Origin of the sequence: Enterobacter oligotrophicus (assembly GCF_009176645.1) — a bacterium.
Lineage (GTDB): Bacteria > Pseudomonadota > Gammaproteobacteria > Enterobacterales > Enterobacteriaceae > Enterobacter > Enterobacter oligotrophicus.
The window spans coordinates 856,095-874,407 of record NZ_AP019007.1; the positions used below are offsets into that span (position 1 = coordinate 856,095).

General features: G+C 50.2%; 12 protein-coding genes, 1 pseudogene and 1 riboswitch. Of the genes and pseudogenes, 5 read left to right on the forward strand and 8 right to left on the reverse strand.

The genetic code is table 11. The annotated features are described in order from the left end of the window. Positions 1 to 29: 29 nt before the first annotated feature. A riboswitch (TPP riboswitch) is annotated at positions 30 to 126 on the reverse strand. Positions 127 to 372: 246 nt separating this feature from the next. The 4 genes and pseudogenes from EoCCA6_RS04100 to EoCCA6_RS04115 form a co-directional block, all read right to left on the reverse strand. Continuing rightward, positions 373 to 1,520, reverse strand: a protein-coding gene (locus EoCCA6_RS04100) for an IS3 family transposase (RefSeq protein ID WP_152081591.1) whose coding sequence is annotated in 2 segments (ribosomal slippage) — positions 373 to 1,283 and positions 1,283 to 1,520 — 1,149 coding nt in all. Because the reading frame shifts where the segments join, the coding sequence is not laid out codon by codon here. 240 nt (positions 1,521 to 1,760) lie between these two features. Continuing rightward, positions 1,761 to 3,377, reverse strand: a complete 1,617-nt coding sequence (locus EoCCA6_RS04105; protein WP_152081592.1) for a TIGR02391 family protein — start codon at positions 3,375 to 3,377, stop codon at positions 1,761 to 1,763. Positions 3,378 to 3,381: 4 nt separating this feature from the next. Further along, a complete protein-coding gene (locus EoCCA6_RS04110; RefSeq protein ID WP_152081593.1) occupies positions 3,382 to 4,431 on the reverse strand; it encodes a DNA cytosine methyltransferase in 1,050 nt (349 codons plus the stop codon). A 250-nt stretch (positions 4,432 to 4,681) separates the two neighbouring features. Then, positions 4,682 to 5,623 (reverse strand): annotated as a pseudogene (locus tag EoCCA6_RS04115) (tyrosine-type recombinase/integrase); the annotation flags it as partial. A gap of 167 nt (positions 5,624 to 5,790) precedes the next feature. Between EoCCA6_RS04115 and EoCCA6_RS04120 the strand changes: the two are divergent. The 3 genes from EoCCA6_RS04120 to EoCCA6_RS04130 all read left to right on the forward strand — a co-directional run bounded on the left by EoCCA6_RS04120 (position 5,791) and on the right by EoCCA6_RS04130 (position 9,868). Next, positions 5,791 to 6,462 (forward strand): EAL domain-containing protein, encoded by a 672-nt coding sequence (locus tag EoCCA6_RS04120; RefSeq protein ID WP_152081594.1) that lies wholly within the window; start codon positions 5,791 to 5,793, stop codon positions 6,460 to 6,462. A 544-nt stretch (positions 6,463 to 7,006) separates the two neighbouring features. After that, positions 7,007 to 8,383, forward strand: coding sequence for a diaminobutyrate--2-oxoglutarate transaminase (locus EoCCA6_RS04125; RefSeq protein ID WP_152081595.1), 1,377 nt, complete (start codon positions 7,007 to 7,009; stop codon positions 8,381 to 8,383). An 18-nt stretch (positions 8,384 to 8,401) separates the two neighbouring features. Then, positions 8,402 to 9,868: a pyridoxal phosphate-dependent decarboxylase family protein gene (locus EoCCA6_RS04130; protein WP_152081596.1), complete on the forward strand. Its 1,467-nt coding sequence runs from the start codon at positions 8,402 to 8,404 to the stop codon at positions 9,866 to 9,868. A gap of 50 nt (positions 9,869 to 9,918) precedes the next feature. Here the strand turns inward: EoCCA6_RS04130 and EoCCA6_RS04135 are convergent, their stop codons facing one another. After that, a complete protein-coding gene (locus EoCCA6_RS04135; protein WP_152081597.1) occupies positions 9,919 to 10,839 on the reverse strand; it encodes a LysR family transcriptional regulator in 921 nt (306 codons plus the stop codon). A 122-nt stretch (positions 10,840 to 10,961) separates the two neighbouring features. On the opposite strand from EoCCA6_RS04135, the gene EoCCA6_RS04140 reads away from it, so the two are divergent. Both EoCCA6_RS04140 and EoCCA6_RS04145 read left to right on the forward strand, forming a co-directional pair. After that, complete coding sequence (locus EoCCA6_RS04140) at positions 10,962 to 12,740, forward strand: adenine deaminase (protein ID WP_152081598.1); 1,779 nt, start codon at positions 10,962 to 10,964, stop codon at positions 12,738 to 12,740. A 20-nt stretch (positions 12,741 to 12,760) separates the two neighbouring features. After that, positions 12,761 to 14,104 (forward strand): NCS2 family permease, encoded by a 1,344-nt coding sequence (locus EoCCA6_RS04145; RefSeq protein ID WP_152081599.1) that lies wholly within the window; start codon positions 12,761 to 12,763, stop codon positions 14,102 to 14,104. 8 nt (positions 14,105 to 14,112) lie between these two features. Here the strand turns inward: EoCCA6_RS04145 and EoCCA6_RS04150 are convergent, their stop codons facing one another. Genes EoCCA6_RS04150 through EoCCA6_RS04160 form a run of 3 tightly spaced genes read right to left on the reverse strand, consistent with a single transcriptional unit; the run spans position 14,113 to position 17,887 of the window. Beyond that, positions 14,113 to 16,299 carry a polysaccharide biosynthesis tyrosine autokinase gene (locus EoCCA6_RS04150; protein WP_152081600.1) on the reverse strand — a complete coding sequence of 729 codons (2,187 nt, stop codon included), beginning with the start codon at positions 16,297 to 16,299 and terminating at the stop codon, positions 14,113 to 14,115. Next, positions 16,299 to 16,748: an arsenate reductase/protein-tyrosine-phosphatase family protein gene (locus EoCCA6_RS04155; RefSeq protein WP_152081601.1), complete on the reverse strand. Its 450-nt coding sequence runs from the start codon at positions 16,746 to 16,748 to the stop codon at positions 16,299 to 16,301. Before EoCCA6_RS04155 ends, EoCCA6_RS04150 begins: the two co-directional genes overlap by 1 nt. Then, positions 16,748 to 17,887: a polysaccharide export protein gene (locus EoCCA6_RS04160; protein ID WP_152081602.1), complete on the reverse strand. Its 1,140-nt coding sequence runs from the start codon at positions 17,885 to 17,887 to the stop codon at positions 16,748 to 16,750. The genes EoCCA6_RS04155 and EoCCA6_RS04160 overlap by 1 nt, the downstream gene beginning before the upstream one ends. Positions 17,888 to 18,313 lie beyond the last annotated feature (426 nt).

Genomic DNA, 18,313 nt, shown 5'->3' on the forward strand with positions numbered 1-18,313 from the left:
GCTCCTGCCTTGCGTGAAGAAGCGATGACCGGGAAGGCATCTGACTTCCCTACGCTGGCATTATCCAGATCAGGTAATACGGGTATTTCTCAGCCCATCAGCGATGGGGCACCCCGAGTCATGAAGATTGAATCTCTATACTTTTTGCCAGCTTAGGGGAAGTGGGTTGCTAACGCAAGCCCGCCCTTCCGGTTATCGCTTCTTCACGCTGTACCTCAGTTTGTACCCCATATCTGTATGACAAAATTTATTGATTATCTAAACGTGCTTCTAAAAACGCCTCGCGTAGAAAACGTCACTGAAGAGTTTCGTCAGTGTAGTTCCTAAGTGTTCTTTTTTTCTGGATGCGGCTGGTGAATCGCCACGGATAATCTAGACACTTCTGAGCCGTTGAAAATATTGATTTTCATATTCCGTCGGTGGCATCTGATCACTCGAACCATGCCGACGCTTACTGTTATAAAACATTTCGATGTAATCAAAAATATCGCTGCGGGCTTCTCCCCGCGTCCCGTAGGTCTTTTTCTTTATCCGTTCACGCTTCAGTAGCTGGAAAAAACTTTCTGCAACTGCGTTGTCGTGACAGTTACCACGACGGCTCATACTGCCCTCCAGTCCGTGTGATTTCAGGAACGACTGCCACGCATGGCTTGTGTACTGACTACCCTGATCAGAATGAACCAGCACCTGTTTTTGGGGGTTACGTCGCCACACGGCCATCAGAAGCGCATTCAGGACAATATCTTTGGTCATCCGGGGTTGCATTGACCAGCCGATAACTTTGCGCGAGAACAGGTCAACAACTACGGCCAGATACAGCCAGCCTTCGTGGGTTCGGATGTAAGTTATGTCCGTTACCCAACGTTCATCCGGTGCTTCCGGGTTGAACTGCCGCTGGAGTCTGTTGGGTGTCACGATACTGGCTTCATCTTTACGCGCTCGTGGGCTTCGATACCCGACCTGAGCCTTTATCCCGGCACGCTTCATTAGCCGCCAGACACGGTTAATTCCGCATTGTTGCCCGCTATCTCGCAGGTCGAGATGGATCTTGCGATAGCCATAAACGCAACCGGACTCCAGCCAGAACTGTTTGATTTGTCCTGTCAGCCTGAGATCCGCCTGATGCCGTGGTGAATGCGGCTGTTGAAGCCAGGTGTAAAACCCACTCGGATGAACATTCAGCACCCGACAGAGTAGACGAACAGGCCAATAACAGGAGTTGTCACGGATAAAGACGTACCTCAGTCGGACAGCTTTGCGAAGTACGCCGCGGCTTTTTTTAATATATCCCGTTCGTCAGTAACCCGCTTCAGCTCCTTCTGGAGTCGGCGGATCTCGGCCTGAGCATCTGACTGCTCTTTGTTGGTGGAAGAGTCCGGCCCGTACTTCTTTATCCAGGCATAAAGACTGTGGGTAGTGATATCGAGACGTGTTGCAACACTGGAAACAGAATGGTCACGATCAACAACCTGTTTGACAGCTTCAATTTTAAACTCTTCAGGATAACGCTTACTGCTCATGTGCACCTCTCTTAAAGCCATTTTAAATGACTCTGAGGCGTCTGTTAAACCCGTGGCGATTCAATTTGAACAACTCTCTGATATTTGAGAATTCCTAATGTCATATTGGGGAGGTCCCCAAAGTTAACGTTTAACAGCTTAAATAACCACGCTAATAATCCACGGAAAGTAGGCCTTTCTGAATGAAGCATACACTAAACCCTGTGTATGCCTTCATATCTTCAGAATTAAAATTAATTACTATATTGCTCCTTTATCCGTTATAACCTCCGCACCTTCCATCCTTTCAAAAAGATAAGAAATCAAACTTAAAACGTTTAAACAATCCAACTCTGAATATTGCTCAGGAACTAATTTATCCAATGGCATATGAGCAGCCGGGTTTCTAAAGGACTCAATAACTCCTTGAGATAATGAGCGCTGTCCACTTTGAATACTCATACCTGTTTTAGTTGAAGTATCACATAATTTAATGACAGGTTTATTAGGAGAGAATACTAAATTAACAAGTTCTGTACCATCAAGTGTTGAACCAGTAAGTTCACGAATCACCTCACAGTATATTTTCGTTCCTTGATCAGCTGCCATTCCATATTGTTTATTTGTATAGAATGCTTTTATTCTATCTTTAATTTTCTCATTCAGATACCGCCAGTGTAGCAAAGGATATTCTGGAACTATTGTATGCAGAGCTTCAATTACAGGAGTATACTTCTCCAGTGCGTCCTCTTCACCAAGAAAGTCAATAATTTTTGATGTTTGTTGCCTTATATCCTCAGGCATAGTACTCATCCATTGATTGGTATCTATGCCAGTTGTCACCTCAAGTTCTTTTTCCTTCTTCTCTTTCCTTTTATTTCTCCAATCATTATTAACTTGGTTAATGATTGTTGATAAATATTCTCGAAGAAGAGCCATTTCTTCATTATCCCAATCAATAGACTGCCGGTTGGTTGAGATGACATCATCATCAAGATCATCAATGAAATCAACAGATATCCATCCGGTCAAATATTGAAAGAAATGGCTTGACGTGCTGTTTGAAAAAAACTCGGGGTTATTAACGAGCTTCCCTCTTGAAAATAGCGAAATACCTCTTAATCCCGAATTTGGTCTTATAGGAGTTCGTGAAGTATACAATTTTCCTTTCAATTTATCTTTATAAGGGCTGTCATCTTTAACCAAAGACTCAACATCCCATTCGAACTGCTGCTCAAAACCACTATAACGACGAGCATTATTTACAGTTGCAACATGACCATGTTGGTCTTTAAGATTTATATTAAAATTATCATCAACGATAAATATTTTTGACAGGCTGTTAGCAATCGCTTCAAGATCAAATGGCGATTGTCGTTTGAGTTTGGATAATTTTATCGTCGTCCCATTTGGAGCATCTGTAGGCCCATCAGATAATTCAACCGTTGGATTATAAACACCATCAGCATTGAGCAGTGCATTCCAATCAAGTATAAATCTATTTCTTTTTCCATCCTTAACAGTATCAATAGTTATTTCTTTGGCAAGACCAAAAAGAGCTAATTTCCCTAAACCTTTTTTACCTGTAGCATAACGTCCAAACCGTGGTGTTGGCTTATCACCATCATGTCGGCGTCTATTTCTGCCTATGACTAAAAATCGTTGTTGAATATCTGTGGCACTCATCCCTGTACCATCATCTTTAATACTGATAAATTTGTTACTCCCTACTTCCAAAAAATCGAGAGTCACGTTTCCTGAGTCAGCATCATAGGCATTTGAAATCAGTTCAGCAAGAGCTGGTGGAAGCGTAGAATACATTTTCACGCCGAGATGTTCTATCGTATGAGGATCAAACTTCATTTCGTAATCAGACATGTGATTATTCCCTATTCTGTTTTCCTAATTGATTCAAATGCTCAATAATCTTGGTTGCATGTGCACAAATAAAAGCAGGTGGCAAGGCATTGCCGATCATTAGTGCAGCGAACTCTCTCCCTCTATCCAGCGAAAAGGCATAGTTTTTGGGAAAAGTTTGAAGTGCGGCAGCTTCACGCAACGTAATAGCTCTATCTTGTTCAGGATGCAAAAAACGTCCCTTTGAAGGATTGGTACACCCACCAGTAATGGTTGGAGAAACTTTATCCCATGACATTCGCCCATAAACATCTTTATATCCATCTGGATTTTTCAAATGGCAGGGTAGCCACAAGTGTTTGGGTAAATCTGATCTCGAACCACCATTTTTAGGAATATTTCTGATCATGGCTTTAATTTTATCGGTCCTGCTCGGAATAAAATCATGCAGAATATCATTACCTTCACCAGGAACAGGAAAATCTGCGATTGCATCTTTGACGGTCTTAGGAGAAGCTACTTTTAAAGGCTCATCGATATAACCAAACTTAGATGCGATAAGGATCATTCTTTTTCTACGTTGAGGAACTCCATAGCAAGCGGTATCTTTCACTTGCAATGTCTTTTCACCAATGGCATATCCACGATCATGGAGCTCGTCAATGACCTTATTTATTCTTTCATCTTTAGCCAGAGCAGGAACATTCTCGATCATGACTGTTTTAGGTTCAAATGCCCTCACAAATCTCATTAAATCAAAAATAAGGTCATTTCTAATATCTTCAACTGAAGTACATTTGTTTCGAGTGCGATGAGATGAGAAACCTTGGCATGGAGGGCAACCCGCTAATAAATCCAACTCTCCCGGTTTGAGCTGCAACTCCTCCATGATTTTTAAAGGATTTAACGAGCGAATATCAGCTTCGTAGAGTATATGATCGGCATGGTTAGTTTTGTAAGTTCTTGCAGCAACAGCTTCAAGCTCAACACCTGCGATAACTTTAAAGCCAGCTTCTTTTAAACCGCATGTCAATCCACCCGCACCGCAGAATAGGTCAATTGCTGTGAAATTCATTGATTAGATCCATGTGTTCGTTCCTTTCTGCAATTTTGCCATAGTATCAATTGCTTGAAAAGTAAAGAAGAAAGTATAATTAGTATTAATGAGTTAAAAACCATCATACATTTATCATTAACCCTTTGATCCAGCAAAAGTAAGCACCATTCAGAATAGCTGACTCACAACTTCTTTTCCTGCAATTTTAATGGTTGGAGTATATTTTTCGCACAGTAAACGCGGTTGCACTATCAAGCATTAAGGTTCGTTAGCTCGTCCAACTCAAGCCGTCTATCACATAACAGATCGTAGTGAGGGGAAATGTATGCAGATAACGCTTAGTTATTCCCCCGCTCTTCTCATGACCAACAGTCTGTTGCAAGTGTAGGATGTTCTTCACCCAACCAGCCATTGCAGCGGAACAGACCGAGTGACGGATAGAATGCAGTAACCTTCGCTGTCCATAATCGTCCAGGTAAGCAATACCTAACTGATCTCGAACTTCAGCAAACACTTTACCAACCTTAGTCATGTTCGTACCCGCCACGTCTGAGAATATCCGCTCCTTCCACTGGCAATTAACGTACTCCATGAAACCCCATTCGATTAACTTCGGGTTGATGACTACCTGTCTTGTAGCGTTTTCGGTTTTCCCCTGACCTCCTTCGGCAATTAGGAAATAGTAACGCTGGCTGTCCTTATCATACTTAATCTGTGACTTCTCCAGTTTGGCAATCTCTCCTCTTCTGGCTCCGGTATATGCCAATAGCAATATGATCCATTTTATCCAGTTGTCAGGCTGTTTTAACGCCCACTATACAAACTTTCTCATTTCTGTCGCACTGTATGCACCAAACCTCGCTTTAGACGGTGCAGCCACTACTCCATCAGTCGGAGACTTCTCCAGAATATCTTTATTGTCAGTCAGGAAGGTTTTAAACAGCGATTTGTAAATCTTCAAATGCTTGTGGATGGCCTCAACACCAACCAGTTCATCAGGAGAAACATCATCGCATTCGATTAGTTGCTGAATAGTCATTGAGCGATAAGGCTGAACAACACGCTTCGGGAGATTTTCAACGACCTCCATCACCTGTTTAATGTCCTGTTTGGTAATCGCCGTGACATCGGATTCCCCTCCCAAGACAGTCAACAACACTCCCACGTAACGCTCATTTGCCATTGAGATCGATTTTGTCCAGTTGCGCCCCAAAAAAGGCCAGCTTCAAGAATAATCTTAAAAATAAATTATCATCATAAATCAAAAAGATACATTTATCGTTTTTATCGATCATTACTTGATTATTGATCGTTATTATTGATCAATAATTTTTAAAGGTGCATTATCAGCCAGTTATCACTCAACTGGAACGTAACATGCACTCCGAATTCATTGCTGAACCCATAATGAACTTTGAAGGTAAGCTGTTAGGAGTCGAGCTTCTTACCCGGTTTATCTCTGAGTCCAGGCGGCCTCTTCACCCAGAGTTTGTCATTTCAGGCTGGGATTTCGATCGGAAACGCCTTTTCCTCTATGAACAGTTTGGGGTCATAGCCAGTAAGCAGGACTGGTTCGAGCATAACGGCTTGTTCTGCTCTCTCAACATTGATTACGATATGGCGACACTTTTAAGGCATGACGGTTTATTACAGTTAACAGTCAGTTCCATGCCGTTTATCAAACTTGAAGTTTCTGAAGAGTTTCCCGGTCTTGAGCAAGGGCTTAAAAGCCCAATACTGAAAGCACTGTGTCAGGGTGTTAACTCACTCTGGCTGGATGACCTGGGAGCCGGAAATGCAACAGTTGCCAGCCTGCTTGGAGGCTGCTTCGAAGTGGTGAAGATTGACCGTCATTTCTTCAATGATCAAATTGATAAACCCACATTTCCCTTGTTGATAAAAAATATAAAACGGTATTGCAATAAGATAGTGGTGGAAGGCGTAGAGAGTAGACAGTATCTCGAACGACTACAGGAGGTTGGTATTTGGGGACTGCAAGGATACCTCTTTGAATCAGCCCCCTTTCATAGCGTTGAGACATTGCTATAAAAAAGCCGGGCTTGACCCGGCTTTTATGGAACGGCACCCCGAGTCATTGATAAGAACTTACTCTCGTTTTGCAGAGCAGGTGAAGTCAATGCGCGATGCAAGACATGGCGGTGCCTCGCTGTCATGTTAGTTGTTATAGCAATCAGGCTTATTGAAAACGGTATTACGGATATGTCCCGGAATAAAAACAGCCTGACGTGTCTACCGTATTTGGCGGGTAATGCTGACACAATCAGGCAAAAGGGGCGTTCTGCCCTCATTATCCTCGTTCTGTGGCACGATTTGTCACATACTTTTCTCTATTTTTACAGTCCTGACAAATTGCACTTAACTGTCTGTTTTCATTTGGCATAAAGCGCAATTTCTTTTCTCAAAACGGGCATATTTCCGCCCCCACCCTCCGCGTCACAAAACCGTAAACAAATTAACCATTGAGCCCCGTGGCAAAAGGCTCTATATTGGCGGCGTTTTTTTCAGGCCCCATCTGTTTTTTAACTTTTTATTCAATCGTGGCTCATAACGAAGCGGCGGTTGTAGGAGTGATATGATGACGGATAAAGTCCGTATTGACACTGTAGATGCCCATAAAAGCAACGAAACCTATCTGGCCCGTCAGGCCGAGTTTGAATCTAACGTCAGGAGTTACCCGCGCAAGCTGCCTTTAGCGATCACTAAAGCAGAAGGCGTGTGGATCACCGATGCAGATAACAAAGAATACCTTGACTGTTTAGCTGGCGCAGGCACTCTCGCGCTGGGTCACAATCATCCTGATGTGCTGAAAAGCATCCAAAATGTCATTACCAGCGGCTTGCCGTTACATACCCTGGATCTGACGACGCCGTTAAAAGACGCGTTCTCAGAATACCTGCTCTCTCTGCTGCCTGGTCAGGGCAAAGAGTATTGCCTGCAGTTCACCGGTCCATCCGGTGCTGACGCCGTTGAAGCGGCGCTGAAGCTGGCGAAAAAAGTGACCGGCCGTAGCGGTATCATCAGCTTCTCTGGTGGTTACCACGGCATGACCCACGGCGCACTGTCCGTCACCGGCAACCTGTCTCCGAAAGAAGCCGTTGACGGTATGATGCCGGAAGTGCAGTTCATGCCTTACCCGCACGAGTACCGCTGCCCACTGGGTATCGGCGGTGAGGCGGGCGTGAAAGCGCTGACCTACTACTTCGACAACCTGATTAACGACGTTGAAAGCGGCGTGCGTAAACCTGCTGCGGTGATCCTGGAAGCCGTTCAGGGTGAAGGCGGCGTGAACCCGGCTCCGGCTGAGTGGCTGCAGCGCATCCGTAAAGTGACTCAGGAACACGGCATTCTGCTGATCCTCGACGAAGTTCAGGCTGGCTTTGCCCGTACCGGTAAGTTCTTCGCGTTTGAACACGCTGGCATCGAGCCAGACATCATCGTGATGTCCAAAGCGGTTGGCGGCGGTCTGCCACTGGCTGTGCTCGGTATCAAAAAGCAGTTCGATGCATGGGCACCAGGTCACCACACCGGCACCTTCCGCGGCAACCAGCTGGCGATGGCAACCGGTCTGACGACGCTGAAAATCCTGAAAGACCAGAACATCGCAGGCAAAGTCGCTGCTCAGGGTGAATGGCTGAAAGGCCAGCTGAAAGAGATGGCGAAACGCTACCCGGTTATCGGTCACGTTCGCGGTCTGGGCATGATGATCGGTATTGAGATCGTTAAGCCGCATGAAGCCGCTGACCACATGGGTTGCTTCCCTGGCGACGGTGAGCTGTCTGCGCTGATTCAGAAGAAGTGCTTTGAAGCCGGTCTGATTCTGGAGCGTGGCGGTCGTAACGGCATTGTGCTGCGTCTGCTGCCGTCTCTGCTGATCAGCGATGATGAGCTGAAAATCTTCCTGGATAAATTTGAGCAGGCACTGCTTGCTGCGGGCGTTCGCCCGGCGTAACCGGAGTTGTTGATTACGATGTCTGATTCAAACCCAATTTTGTTCTCCTCTGCGCAGAGCATTGAGGCTTACCAGCAGGCGATTGAACAAAGCTCTCAGGCTGTGATGCAGTGGCTGAAACAGCCTGAGATGTACCAGGGCAAAACGGTCGCGGAACTGCGCGACCGTATTAAGCTGGATTTCAACCCGAAAGGGCTGGGTAACGAAGCGGCGATTGAACGTGCCGTGGAGTTTTTCCTGAAAGACAGTTTGTCTGTTCATCACCCGCAGTGTGTGGCGCACCTGCACTGCCCAAGCCTGGTGGTAAGCCAGGCGGCGGAAGTGCTGATCAACGCCACTAACCAGAGTATGGACTCCTGGGATCAAAGCCCGTCCGCAACCATTATCGAGATCAAACTGATCGAATGGCTGCGTACCCGCGTGGGTTATCAGGCTGGCGACGCAGGTGTCTTCACCAGCGGCGGCACCCAGAGCAACCTGATGGGTCTGATGCTGGCGCGCGATGCGTTCTTTGCGCGCCAGGGTCACTCCGTTCAGCAGGACGGTCTGGTGGGCGATCTGCGTAAAATTCGCGTGCTGTGCTCCGAGAATGCGCACTTCTCCGTGCAGAAAAACATGGCGCTGATGGGCCTCGGCTATCAGTCCGTGGTGCAGGTGAAAACGGACGAATTCTCGCGTATGGATCTGACCGACCTGGCGGCGAAAATTGAGCAGTGTAATGCCAACGGCGAGCAGATTCTGGCGATTGTGGCGACAGCAGGTACGACCGATGCGGGCGCTATCGATCCGCTGCGCGCGATTGCTGAGCTGGCGGCGAAGCAGAACATCTGGGTACACGTTGATGCGGCCTGGGGCGGCGCGCTGCTGATGTCTGAGCAGTATCGTCACTATCTGGACGGCATTGAGCTGGTGGATTCCGTGACGCTGGACTTCCACAAGCAGTTCTTCCAGACCATCAGCTGCGGCGCGTTCCTGCTGAAAGAAGCGCGTCACTATGAGCTGATGCGCTATCAGGCGGCTTACCTGAACTCTGAGTTCGACGAAGAGGCAGGCGTGCCTAACCTGGTGTCCAAATCTCTGCAGACCACGCGCCGCTTCGACGCGCTCAAGCTGTGGATGAGCCTGGAAGCACTGGGGCAGGAGCAATACGCGGCGATCATCGATCACGGCGTGACGCTGGCACAGCAGGTTGCGGCTTACGTGAAAGAGCAGTCTGCTCTGGAGCTGGTGATGCAGCCACAGCTGGCAAGTGTCCTGTTCCGCTTCCGTGGACAGGTACAGATGGATGATGCGGGCATCGCCCTGCTGAACCAGAAAATTGGTGATGCGCTGCTGGAATCCGGCCGTGCCAACGTTGGCGTGACCGAGCACAACGGCGTCACCTGCCTGAAGCTGACCCTGCTGAACCCAACCGTGACGCTGGAGGATGTTAAAGTCCTGCTGTCTCTGGTGGAACGCACCGCGCAGGAAGTTCTGGCGAAGTAAGACTTACCCCTCTCCCTTCCGGGAGAGGGTATTTCCCCTGCCCCATCCCCTCAGTTTGTTCGCAAGGTTTCAACCATCAGCGTAAAGCAGGATTCTATCAGCGGCGGCAATGCCTGCGGCGCGCGCATTAATGCCACTGTTCGGGTCAGTGCCGGTTGTTGAAGATGAACCACCCTGAGCTGCGGGTCCTGAAGATGCGTGGTGTAAAGCTGCGGTAAAATCGCCACGGCCAGCCGCGAGCGCACCAGGCCGTACAGCGTTTCAATGTAATCCACCTGATAGCGCGTCTGCAGCGACAGACGATGACTTTCCGCAAGCGCCCCGACCAGACGCTGAATGTTACCTTTCGAGAAGACAGCAATCTCCCGGCCAACCAGCTGCTTCCAGGGCACATGTGCCGAAGCCGCCAGGGGATCGTCACAGTGGATCACCGCAACAAACGGATCGTCCTGCAGCGGAAAGACCTCCAGCCCATCGGGAACCGAGTTATCCAGCGCGCCAATACCAAAATCAATCTGCCCTTTCAGCAACTGTGCCAGAAGCGCATCATTGGTCTGATCGTGAAATTCCACCTTCAGGCGGGGAAAAGCCTGCGCAAGAGTCTGCGGAAGCGAGGGAAACAGCAGAGAACTGACGGATGGAATAAGCCCGATGCGTACCGTGCCGTCGCCGCCCGCCTGTACAATCTGCTGCATGTCGTCAAATGCGAGCTGGGCCACGCTAAGCACCCGCTGCGCATGCGGCAGGATGGCGTTACCCAGCTCCGTCAACGTAACGGACGAGGCGGTACGGTTCACCAGCTTTCCACCGAGCACCGTTTCGATTTGCCGCAGTGCGCTGCTGAGCGCAGGCTGGCTGATCGCCAGCTTACTGGCGGTATCCGTAAAATGACGCAGTTGCGCCAGGGTGACAAAATACTGAAGCTGCCGAAGAGAAAGCGCGGGCAAGCGCTGCCAGGGTTCCGTCGTCATTATCTTTTTCACGCTTCTCAGAATAAGCCGGAGTTATCGGGCGATAAATTTTATCAGCTGGGCAAACGTTTGCCGGGTGCATAGAGTATCGTCAATGTTTGAATGCTGGAACCGTTAATTGCATGACTGCTGAAACCCGACGCCGCGCCGTTCAGGCCGCGCGAGGCGAAACACCTTTCGACCTGCTACTCACGCATGTCCGAATTGTTGATATGGCTACAGGCGAGATCCGCAATGCCGATGTCGGCATTGTCGGAGAACTGATCGCCAGCGTCCATCCGCGCGGAAGCCGAAGCGATGCGCTTGAGACGCACGATCTGCAAGGCCACTTCCTGTCCCCAGGCCTGATGGACACGCACGTCCACCTCGAAAGTTCTCACCTCCTGCCTGCCCGCTACGCGGAAATTGTACTGGCGCAGGGCACCACGGCGGTGTTCTGGGACCCACATGAGCTGGCAAACGTACTGGGTATTGAGGGCGTGCGTTTTGCAATCGAGTCCAGCCGCAACCTGCCGCTGCAGGTGATGGTGGCCGCCCCCTCAAGTGTCCCCTCCACGCCGGGGCTGGAGATGTCGGGTGCTGATTTCGCCGGAGACGAGATGAATACCCTGCTCCGCTGGCCGGAAGTACGCGGCGTAGCGGAGGTGATGGACATGCACGGCGTGCTTAACGGCAGCCAGCGAATGCTGGAGATCCTGCAGGCGGGGCTTGAAAGCGGTAAGCTCATTGAAGGCCATGCGCGCGGGCTCAGCGGTGCAGATTTACAGGCTTACCTGGCCGCTGGCGTGACCTCTGATCATGAGTTGACCTCCGCCGAAGATGCGCTGGAAAAATTACGCGCCGGGCTAACGCTGGAAATTCGCGGTTCGCACCCCTATCTGCTGCCGGATATCGTCAGGGCGCTGAAAACCCTGCCGCATCTTTCATCGCAGATCACGGTCTGTACTGACGATGTTCCGCCGGACATACTGCTGGAAAAAGGTGGAATTATTGCGTTGCTGAATCTGCTTATTGAGCACGGATTACCGGCAACGGACGCGCTGCGCTTTGCCACGCTGAACGCCTCCCTTCGTCTGCAGCGCAACGACCTGGGGCTGATTGCTGCCGGACGTCGTGCCGATTTGGTGGTCTTCGATTCCCTTGAAAAACTGACGGCTCGCCAGGTTTACGTGGCCGGGAAAATGATTGCTCGGGACGGAGCGATGATTGAACCGATTGCAGATGCCGCACTGGCACTGCCACGCGATACCGTGCATTTGTCTTCGCTGAGCGCCGATGATTTTCACATGCATATTGCCGGTGCGCACCACGGTGTCGCCCGTCTGCGCCACATCAGCGGCGCACGGTTTACCCGCTGGGGGGAGACTGACGCGCAGGTGCGTAACGGAAAGGTGCAGATCCCGGAGGGCTTTAGTGTGATCTGGGTTCAGCATCGTCACGCACGCCATGCGGCAAAACCGCAGATTGCCCTGCTGGAAGGCTGGGGAGCGCTGCGCGGTGCAATCGCCACCAGCTACTCCCACGATTCGCATAATCTGGTGGTACTGGGCCGCGATCCTGACGATATGGCGCTGGCCGCCAATGCGCTGATCCAGAGCGGCGGCGGCATGGCCCTGGCGCAAAACGGCAAATTAATTGCCCATGTTGAAATGCCGATTGCAGGCATGCTGTCGGACCAGCCCCCTGCCGGGCTGGCGCGCCAGTTCCGGGAGCTGCGCGAACGCAGCAGCCTGATTGCCGACTGGGAACCGCCGTACCGGGTATTTAAAGCGATTGAGGGAACCTGCCTTGCCTGTAATGCCGGGCCACATTTAACCGATCTTGGGCTGACCGATGGCACCACGCGCCAGATTGTCGATCCGCTGATTTCTTACCGGGAAACCCCGGACACAACACAATAATACCGAAGGAGAGCCGGATAATGGCCGACAATACCGTTAATTCGCCAGCACCAGGGAGCTGGCTCGAACGTCGTTTTGCACTGCATTCGCGCGGCAGTACGGTGCGCACTGAATGTCTCGCCGGGATCACCGGCTTTCTCGCAGCGGCCTATTTACTGGTGGTGATCCCCGGTCTTCTGGCGACAGGCGGCATGGATAAAGGCGCGGCAACCACGGGGACGATTCTGGTGTTTGTTGCCGGTACGCTGCTGATGGCGTTCTATGCGAACTTGCCGTTCATCGTCGGACCGGGCATTGGCGGCTCAGTCCTGGTCGGCGTAACCCTTGCCGGAAGTGAAGGGATTGGCTGGCAAATTGGCCTGGGGATCGCCTGCTGGTCCGGCATTCTGTTCTTCCTCTTGACCCGTTTTGGCCTGCGCGAAGTGGTCACCCGTTCCGTACCTCAGTCTATCAAACTGGGGCTGACGGCCTCCATCGGTCTGTTTGTCGCGGTCCTCGGTTTTCGCAATGCCGGGCTGGTGCTGGCAAACGCTAAAACCAACGCACTGATGCTGGGCGATTTTCTTTCACCCGGCGCGCTCGTGGCACTGTCTGGTTTGTTCCTGGCAATCGCGTTGCAGGCCCGTCGTATTCCGGGCGCGATTTTGTGGGCCATCCTGTTCGCGACCCTGGTCGGGCTTCCGTTGGGCGTGACGAAATTGCCATCCAGCTTTATTGACGTTCCTCATTCGCTGACGCCGGTGTTGGGTCACATCGACATGTTGGGCGCACTGAATATTGCTTTCCTGCCTTTCCTGTTTGTCTTTTTCGCTTCTGAGTTTTTCTCTACGATGGGGACCACCCTGGCGGTGGGCGGTGAGGCTGGCTTGCTTGATGAAGAGGGCAACATGCCGCAAATTAACCGCCCGTTTATGGTCGATTCGATTGCCGCCGCCATCGGACCGTGGGTAGGGATACCGGCTGCGACAGCGCTTATAGAGTCGTCGGCAGCAGCAGAAGCGGGTGGCAAAACCGGCATGACGGCGCTGGCTGCCGCGGTGATGTTCCTGCTGATGCTGCTTTTCACGCCCATCGCGCTGATGATCCCGAAAGAAGCGACCGCGCCCGCACTTATCCTGATTGGTCTGAATATGTTCAGCGGCTTGCGAAAGGTTGATCTGACAAACTTCACCGAAGGTCTTCCGGTCCTGATGATGGTGATGATCACCCTGATTGCCAATAGCTTCGGGACGGGTATTGCAGGAGGGTTACTGTTTTACATCATCATCAAGACGATTGCCGGGAAATGGCGCGAAATCCCGGTTGGACTTTGGGTTCTCGCCATCCCCCTTGTGTACTACTTCGCTACGCTAGTGAAGCACTAATCCTGCAGTCACTTTTGCTTCGGGGTGTAGTCGTAGTCCTGATAACTACACCCTGAGCTGTAATAAAGTGCTCTGGATTTCACAATATCGTTCAGAATAGTGCCGCTCACCTTCACGCCCGCCTGATGCAGACGTTTCAGGCTGGTCTCCATCTCTTTCATTGTGGTTTTACCGAAGCGAGCAACCAGTACCGTTGTTGCGGCCTCTTTTGCAGCCAGCGCAGCATCCGTTACGGCAAGCACGGGCGGTGTGTCGAGGACAACCAGATCATAATGTTCGTCAGCCCATGACATTACAGCCTTAAAACGATCGTTCAGCAGCAACAGTGAAGGATGAGACAGCACCGGACCACAGGTCATCACATCAATACCGCCTTTTTCATAACGCTGAATGACATCCTGACACTCCTGTTTTCCGGCGAGCACGCTGGTTAGCCCGATATGATTACGCAGACCAAAGATGTTATGGACATACCCTTTGCGCATATCCGCATCAATAAACAGCACCCGTTGCCCCGCCTGAGCCGCAATGGCTGCCAGCGATGTGCTGACCAGGGTCTTTCCGCAGTCCTGAGTCGGGCCGGAAATCATCACAATGCGATTTGCGGCATCCATCATGGTGAAATGCAGACTGGTACGCAGCCCCCGCACCGCCTCAATGAACATATCCGTCGGTCTCTCTACAGGCAGGAAGGGGATTTCCGACGTTTTATGTTTCCACTGGGAAGCAAATGGATTCGTCCTGCGCAGGTGTGTTTTTTTCCATAGCCAAACCGAGTGTGGCAGCGTCGCGAGTACCGGAATTCCGTGGGCTTCCAGCTCCTCAGAAATCATAATACCGCGCTTCAAAGCGACAATTACCAGCAGATAGCCCATTGAGACCATCATGCCCGCCAGCATGCCAACGAGAATAATCAGCGCTTTTTTGGGCTTTAACGGCTCTGGTTGAGTCACTGCAGTATCGATGATCCGCACATTTCCGATGACACTGGAGCGCGAGATATTTAACTCTTGCTGACGCGTCAGCAGTTGCAAATAGATGGCCCGCCCGGATTCCACGTCCCGACTCAGACGTAAAATTTCCTGTTGCGTCGAAGGCATCGTTGAGACACGCCCATTCAGGCGCGCCCTCTGCTGTTCCAGTGTGTGGCGTTTTTCTCTTAAAGCACGATAAGTAGGGTGATCCTTTTTAAAAAACTGTGAGATTTCAGCTTCGCGAAAGGTCAGTTCGTTCAACTGGTTTTCTACATTCACCACCTGATCCAGAACCGATTTGGCTTCAAGGGATAAGTCGACGGAATCGCGCTGCTCACGGTAAGTATTAAGCCGCGCCTCGGCCTGATCCAGTTCACCGCTGATTTTTGGTAACTGGTGCTTTAAAAACGCAAGGCTACGGGCATCCTGAGCTTCCTGGCGGGCAATATTTTGCTTGAGATAATTGCCTGCGATACTGTTGAGTATTGCCGGAATTTTTTCAGGATCTTCACCCGTCAACGTTAGCACCAGCATGCCGCTCTGCTTAGACGATTCAGTAACGATAAAGCGTTTAAACAGCCGGTTTATGGTGTCGAGCCTCGTAAACGTTTTTAACGTGAATTGCGCCCCTGTTGCCGCAGCAAGTGACGTGACCTGCAACGATACGCCATTTTTGGTGAGCAGCTTTCCGACAACCCCTTCAGCATGAACGTTATCCCCGTCAACGCGGTATTTCCCCTGCCCCAGAACCGTCAGTACCAGCTCTTGCGGCTTCCCCTCACGAAGGGGGATCTGCAGTGACTGAAGCGTTATTTTACCCGGCGTCTCCCCCCTAAGCCGCCCCCACAACGAGCCCAGCACCGGCATCACTCGGGGTTTAACCTGCTGCGTTAACCCTAACTCATCGACGGTCTCACCCAGAATCATGCGTGATTTAAGGAGCAACAGTTCTGGCGCAACATCAGGTGAAAGCTCACTGCCAAGCTGGCTCAGGTTCTTCAGCAGGCTGTTATTCTGTTTCGCTTCAATCTGTATCAGGGCATCAGCCTGATAAACAGGCGTGGTGGAAAACGCATAAATCCCCGCAAATAACGTGAACAGGAAGGTGACGCTCAATATCATTACGCGGTGATCGACCATCTCGCCGAGAAAACGGACGATATCAATTTCATTTTTTTCAGGTGCTGCGGCACCATAATTGTCTGCTGAATAAGACGACATTAATGCTTCATTCCTTTTTGCCCTAAACGGCGTGCCCATTCCTGGCTGGCTTTACCCAACTGCCCGAAAACGTATTCGAATGCTTCATGGCTTTTACGGTACGGATCGGGAATGATCTGCGGGTCCAGCCATTGCCCGAACAGCAGCGATTTGCCGCGAATCTCCGGTGCCATAGCGGAAATAAAGTGAAGATGCTCTGGCTCCATCACCAGAATCAGATCGGATTTTTGCATCAGGCTACGCGTCAGTTTGCGCGCCACATGACCATCAAGTGAAATGCCGTGACGCAACGCGACAACCTGGGCATCTTGATCTGCCGGGCTTCCTTCCTGCCCCCAAATACCCGCAGAAGAGACCTGCTTCCCCGGTAAAAGCTGGCGCAAAAGTCGCTCCCCGATGGGAGAGCGACAAATATTGCCGGTACAAACCACTAATATGGAATTAAACATTATTGCGGCCACGATCTGATGTAGCGGACCGTTTCTGTCAGGTCATGTACGCCACTGATTGTCGGCACAAGCTGTGTGATCACCCGGTTCCAGCGTGACAGCGGTGCCGTGGTGACATAGACGATGTCATACGGTTCCAGCTGGAATTCCGTTCCCAGCACCATTGCGGAGGCATCCTTCGCATTGAGCTGGTAGATGTTGGCAATCTTGCCCGCCTGCCCGGATTGGGCTACCGAACGAATGACAAAAATCCCGGTGGCATCCGCCATGTCCTGGTTTAAACCGCCTGCACTTCCCAGGGCTTCGGCCAGCGTCATGCCGCTACGATCCATCTTCAGCGTGCTCTGTTTAACCACCTCCCCCATCACGAACACTTTCAGCGCATCGTTACGCGGCACGAAAAGAATATCGCCAGGATAGAGCAGCTTATTTTGTGTGAGATCGCCGTGCTGCATCAGCGCATACAGGGAGAGACGTAAGTCCTGACCATTGTGCGTAAGCACAACATTGCGCCAGTCAGCATCGGCGGAGAGGCCACCAGCAGCATTGACGGCATCCATCACCGTTAATGGAATATTGGTGATAGCCTGCTGACCCGATTTCACCACCTCCCCCGTGACGTAGGCTTTTTGTGAACGGAAAGCGGCGACGCTGACATCCACCTGGGGGCTTTCGATAACATTTTCCAGCCGGGCGGTGATCTCATCACGCACCTCAGCAACCGTTTTTCCGGCCGCATGCAGTTTGCCGACGTAAGGATAGAAGAGTGTGCCGTCGGCATTGACCCAGTTACCTGCATCACTCGCGCTACGGTATTGTCCGGCTGGCGTCGTCAGTTCAGGGTGGTCCCAGACGGTCACCGTCAAAATGTCACCGGTTCCAATGCGGTATTCCCAGTTTTTGATCTGCTCATCCAGATTAGGATTTGCCTGAGATTTCAGTGCGGGAGAGCGGAGTTTTTCAACAAGCGAAGGCGTAAGGGGATAAATATCCATACGTTTGTCTATATAATTAAGTTCTTCCGTAGACGTAATTCGATTTTTTCCTCCCGTGCTTATAGTTTGCCCTGGAGAAAATACGCACCCTGTCAACTGGCTTAGTGTTAAGAATATTACAGAGAGAGCTGTTATTTTTTTCATTTAAAGTGATTTGTCATCCATGAACGAGTGAAAGACGTACAACCAACCAGCCACAAGCTATTCGCACCATTAAACACAGTTGTTTTCAGTTAATTAAACAGACAATTTCATCATAACGTGAAATAAAACAACCAGACGATTGAATTAACTACAGGCGAATTATTCGATTCCATTTTTTATAATCTTATATCTTATTTCATTAAAATGCATGCCACATTTCTGATAAAGCAATATTTAACATGCATTTTCAGAATTAATTAAAAAAACCATAACCCCAGTGAAATAGTCCGACCAAAATACATTCACGCAAAGAATAGCGCTGGCCTGTTGCACTACACAAAACCGTTCACTTTTGTTACATTTTTTATCAAACACACCAGGCGCTGATCCTTAGAATGGTCTGCCTGCCAGGCTGTCAACGCAACA

Coding starts and splice junctions, on each gene's coding strand:
- EoCCA6_RS04105 (WP_152081592.1), bottom strand. CDS start 3,377: ATGTCTGATTACGAAATGAAGTTTGATCCTCATACGATAGAACATCTC.
- EoCCA6_RS04110 (WP_152081593.1), bottom strand. CDS start 4,431: ATGAATTTCACAGCAATTGACCTATTCTGCGGTGCGGGTGGATTGACA.
- EoCCA6_RS04120 (WP_152081594.1), top strand. CDS start 5,791: ATGCACTCCGAATTCATTGCTGAACCCATAATGAACTTTGAAGGTAAG.
- EoCCA6_RS04125 (WP_152081595.1), top strand. CDS start 7,007: ATGATGACGGATAAAGTCCGTATTGACACTGTAGATGCCCATAAAAGC.
- EoCCA6_RS04130 (WP_152081596.1), top strand. CDS start 8,402: ATGTCTGATTCAAACCCAATTTTGTTCTCCTCTGCGCAGAGCATTGAG.
- EoCCA6_RS04135 (WP_152081597.1), bottom strand. CDS start 10,839: ATGACGACGGAACCCTGGCAGCGCTTGCCCGCGCTTTCTCTTCGGCAG.
- EoCCA6_RS04140 (WP_152081598.1), top strand. CDS start 10,962: ATGACTGCTGAAACCCGACGCCGCGCCGTTCAGGCCGCGCGAGGCGAA.
- EoCCA6_RS04145 (WP_152081599.1), top strand. CDS start 12,761: ATGGCCGACAATACCGTTAATTCGCCAGCACCAGGGAGCTGGCTCGAA.
- EoCCA6_RS04150 (WP_152081600.1), bottom strand. CDS start 16,299: ATGTCGTCTTATTCAGCAGACAATTATGGTGCCGCAGCACCTGAAAAA.
- EoCCA6_RS04155 (WP_152081601.1), bottom strand. CDS start 16,748: ATGTTTAATTCCATATTAGTGGTTTGTACCGGCAATATTTGTCGCTCT.
- EoCCA6_RS04160 (WP_152081602.1), bottom strand. CDS start 17,887: ATGAAAAAAATAACAGCTCTCTCTGTAATATTCTTAACACTAAGCCAG.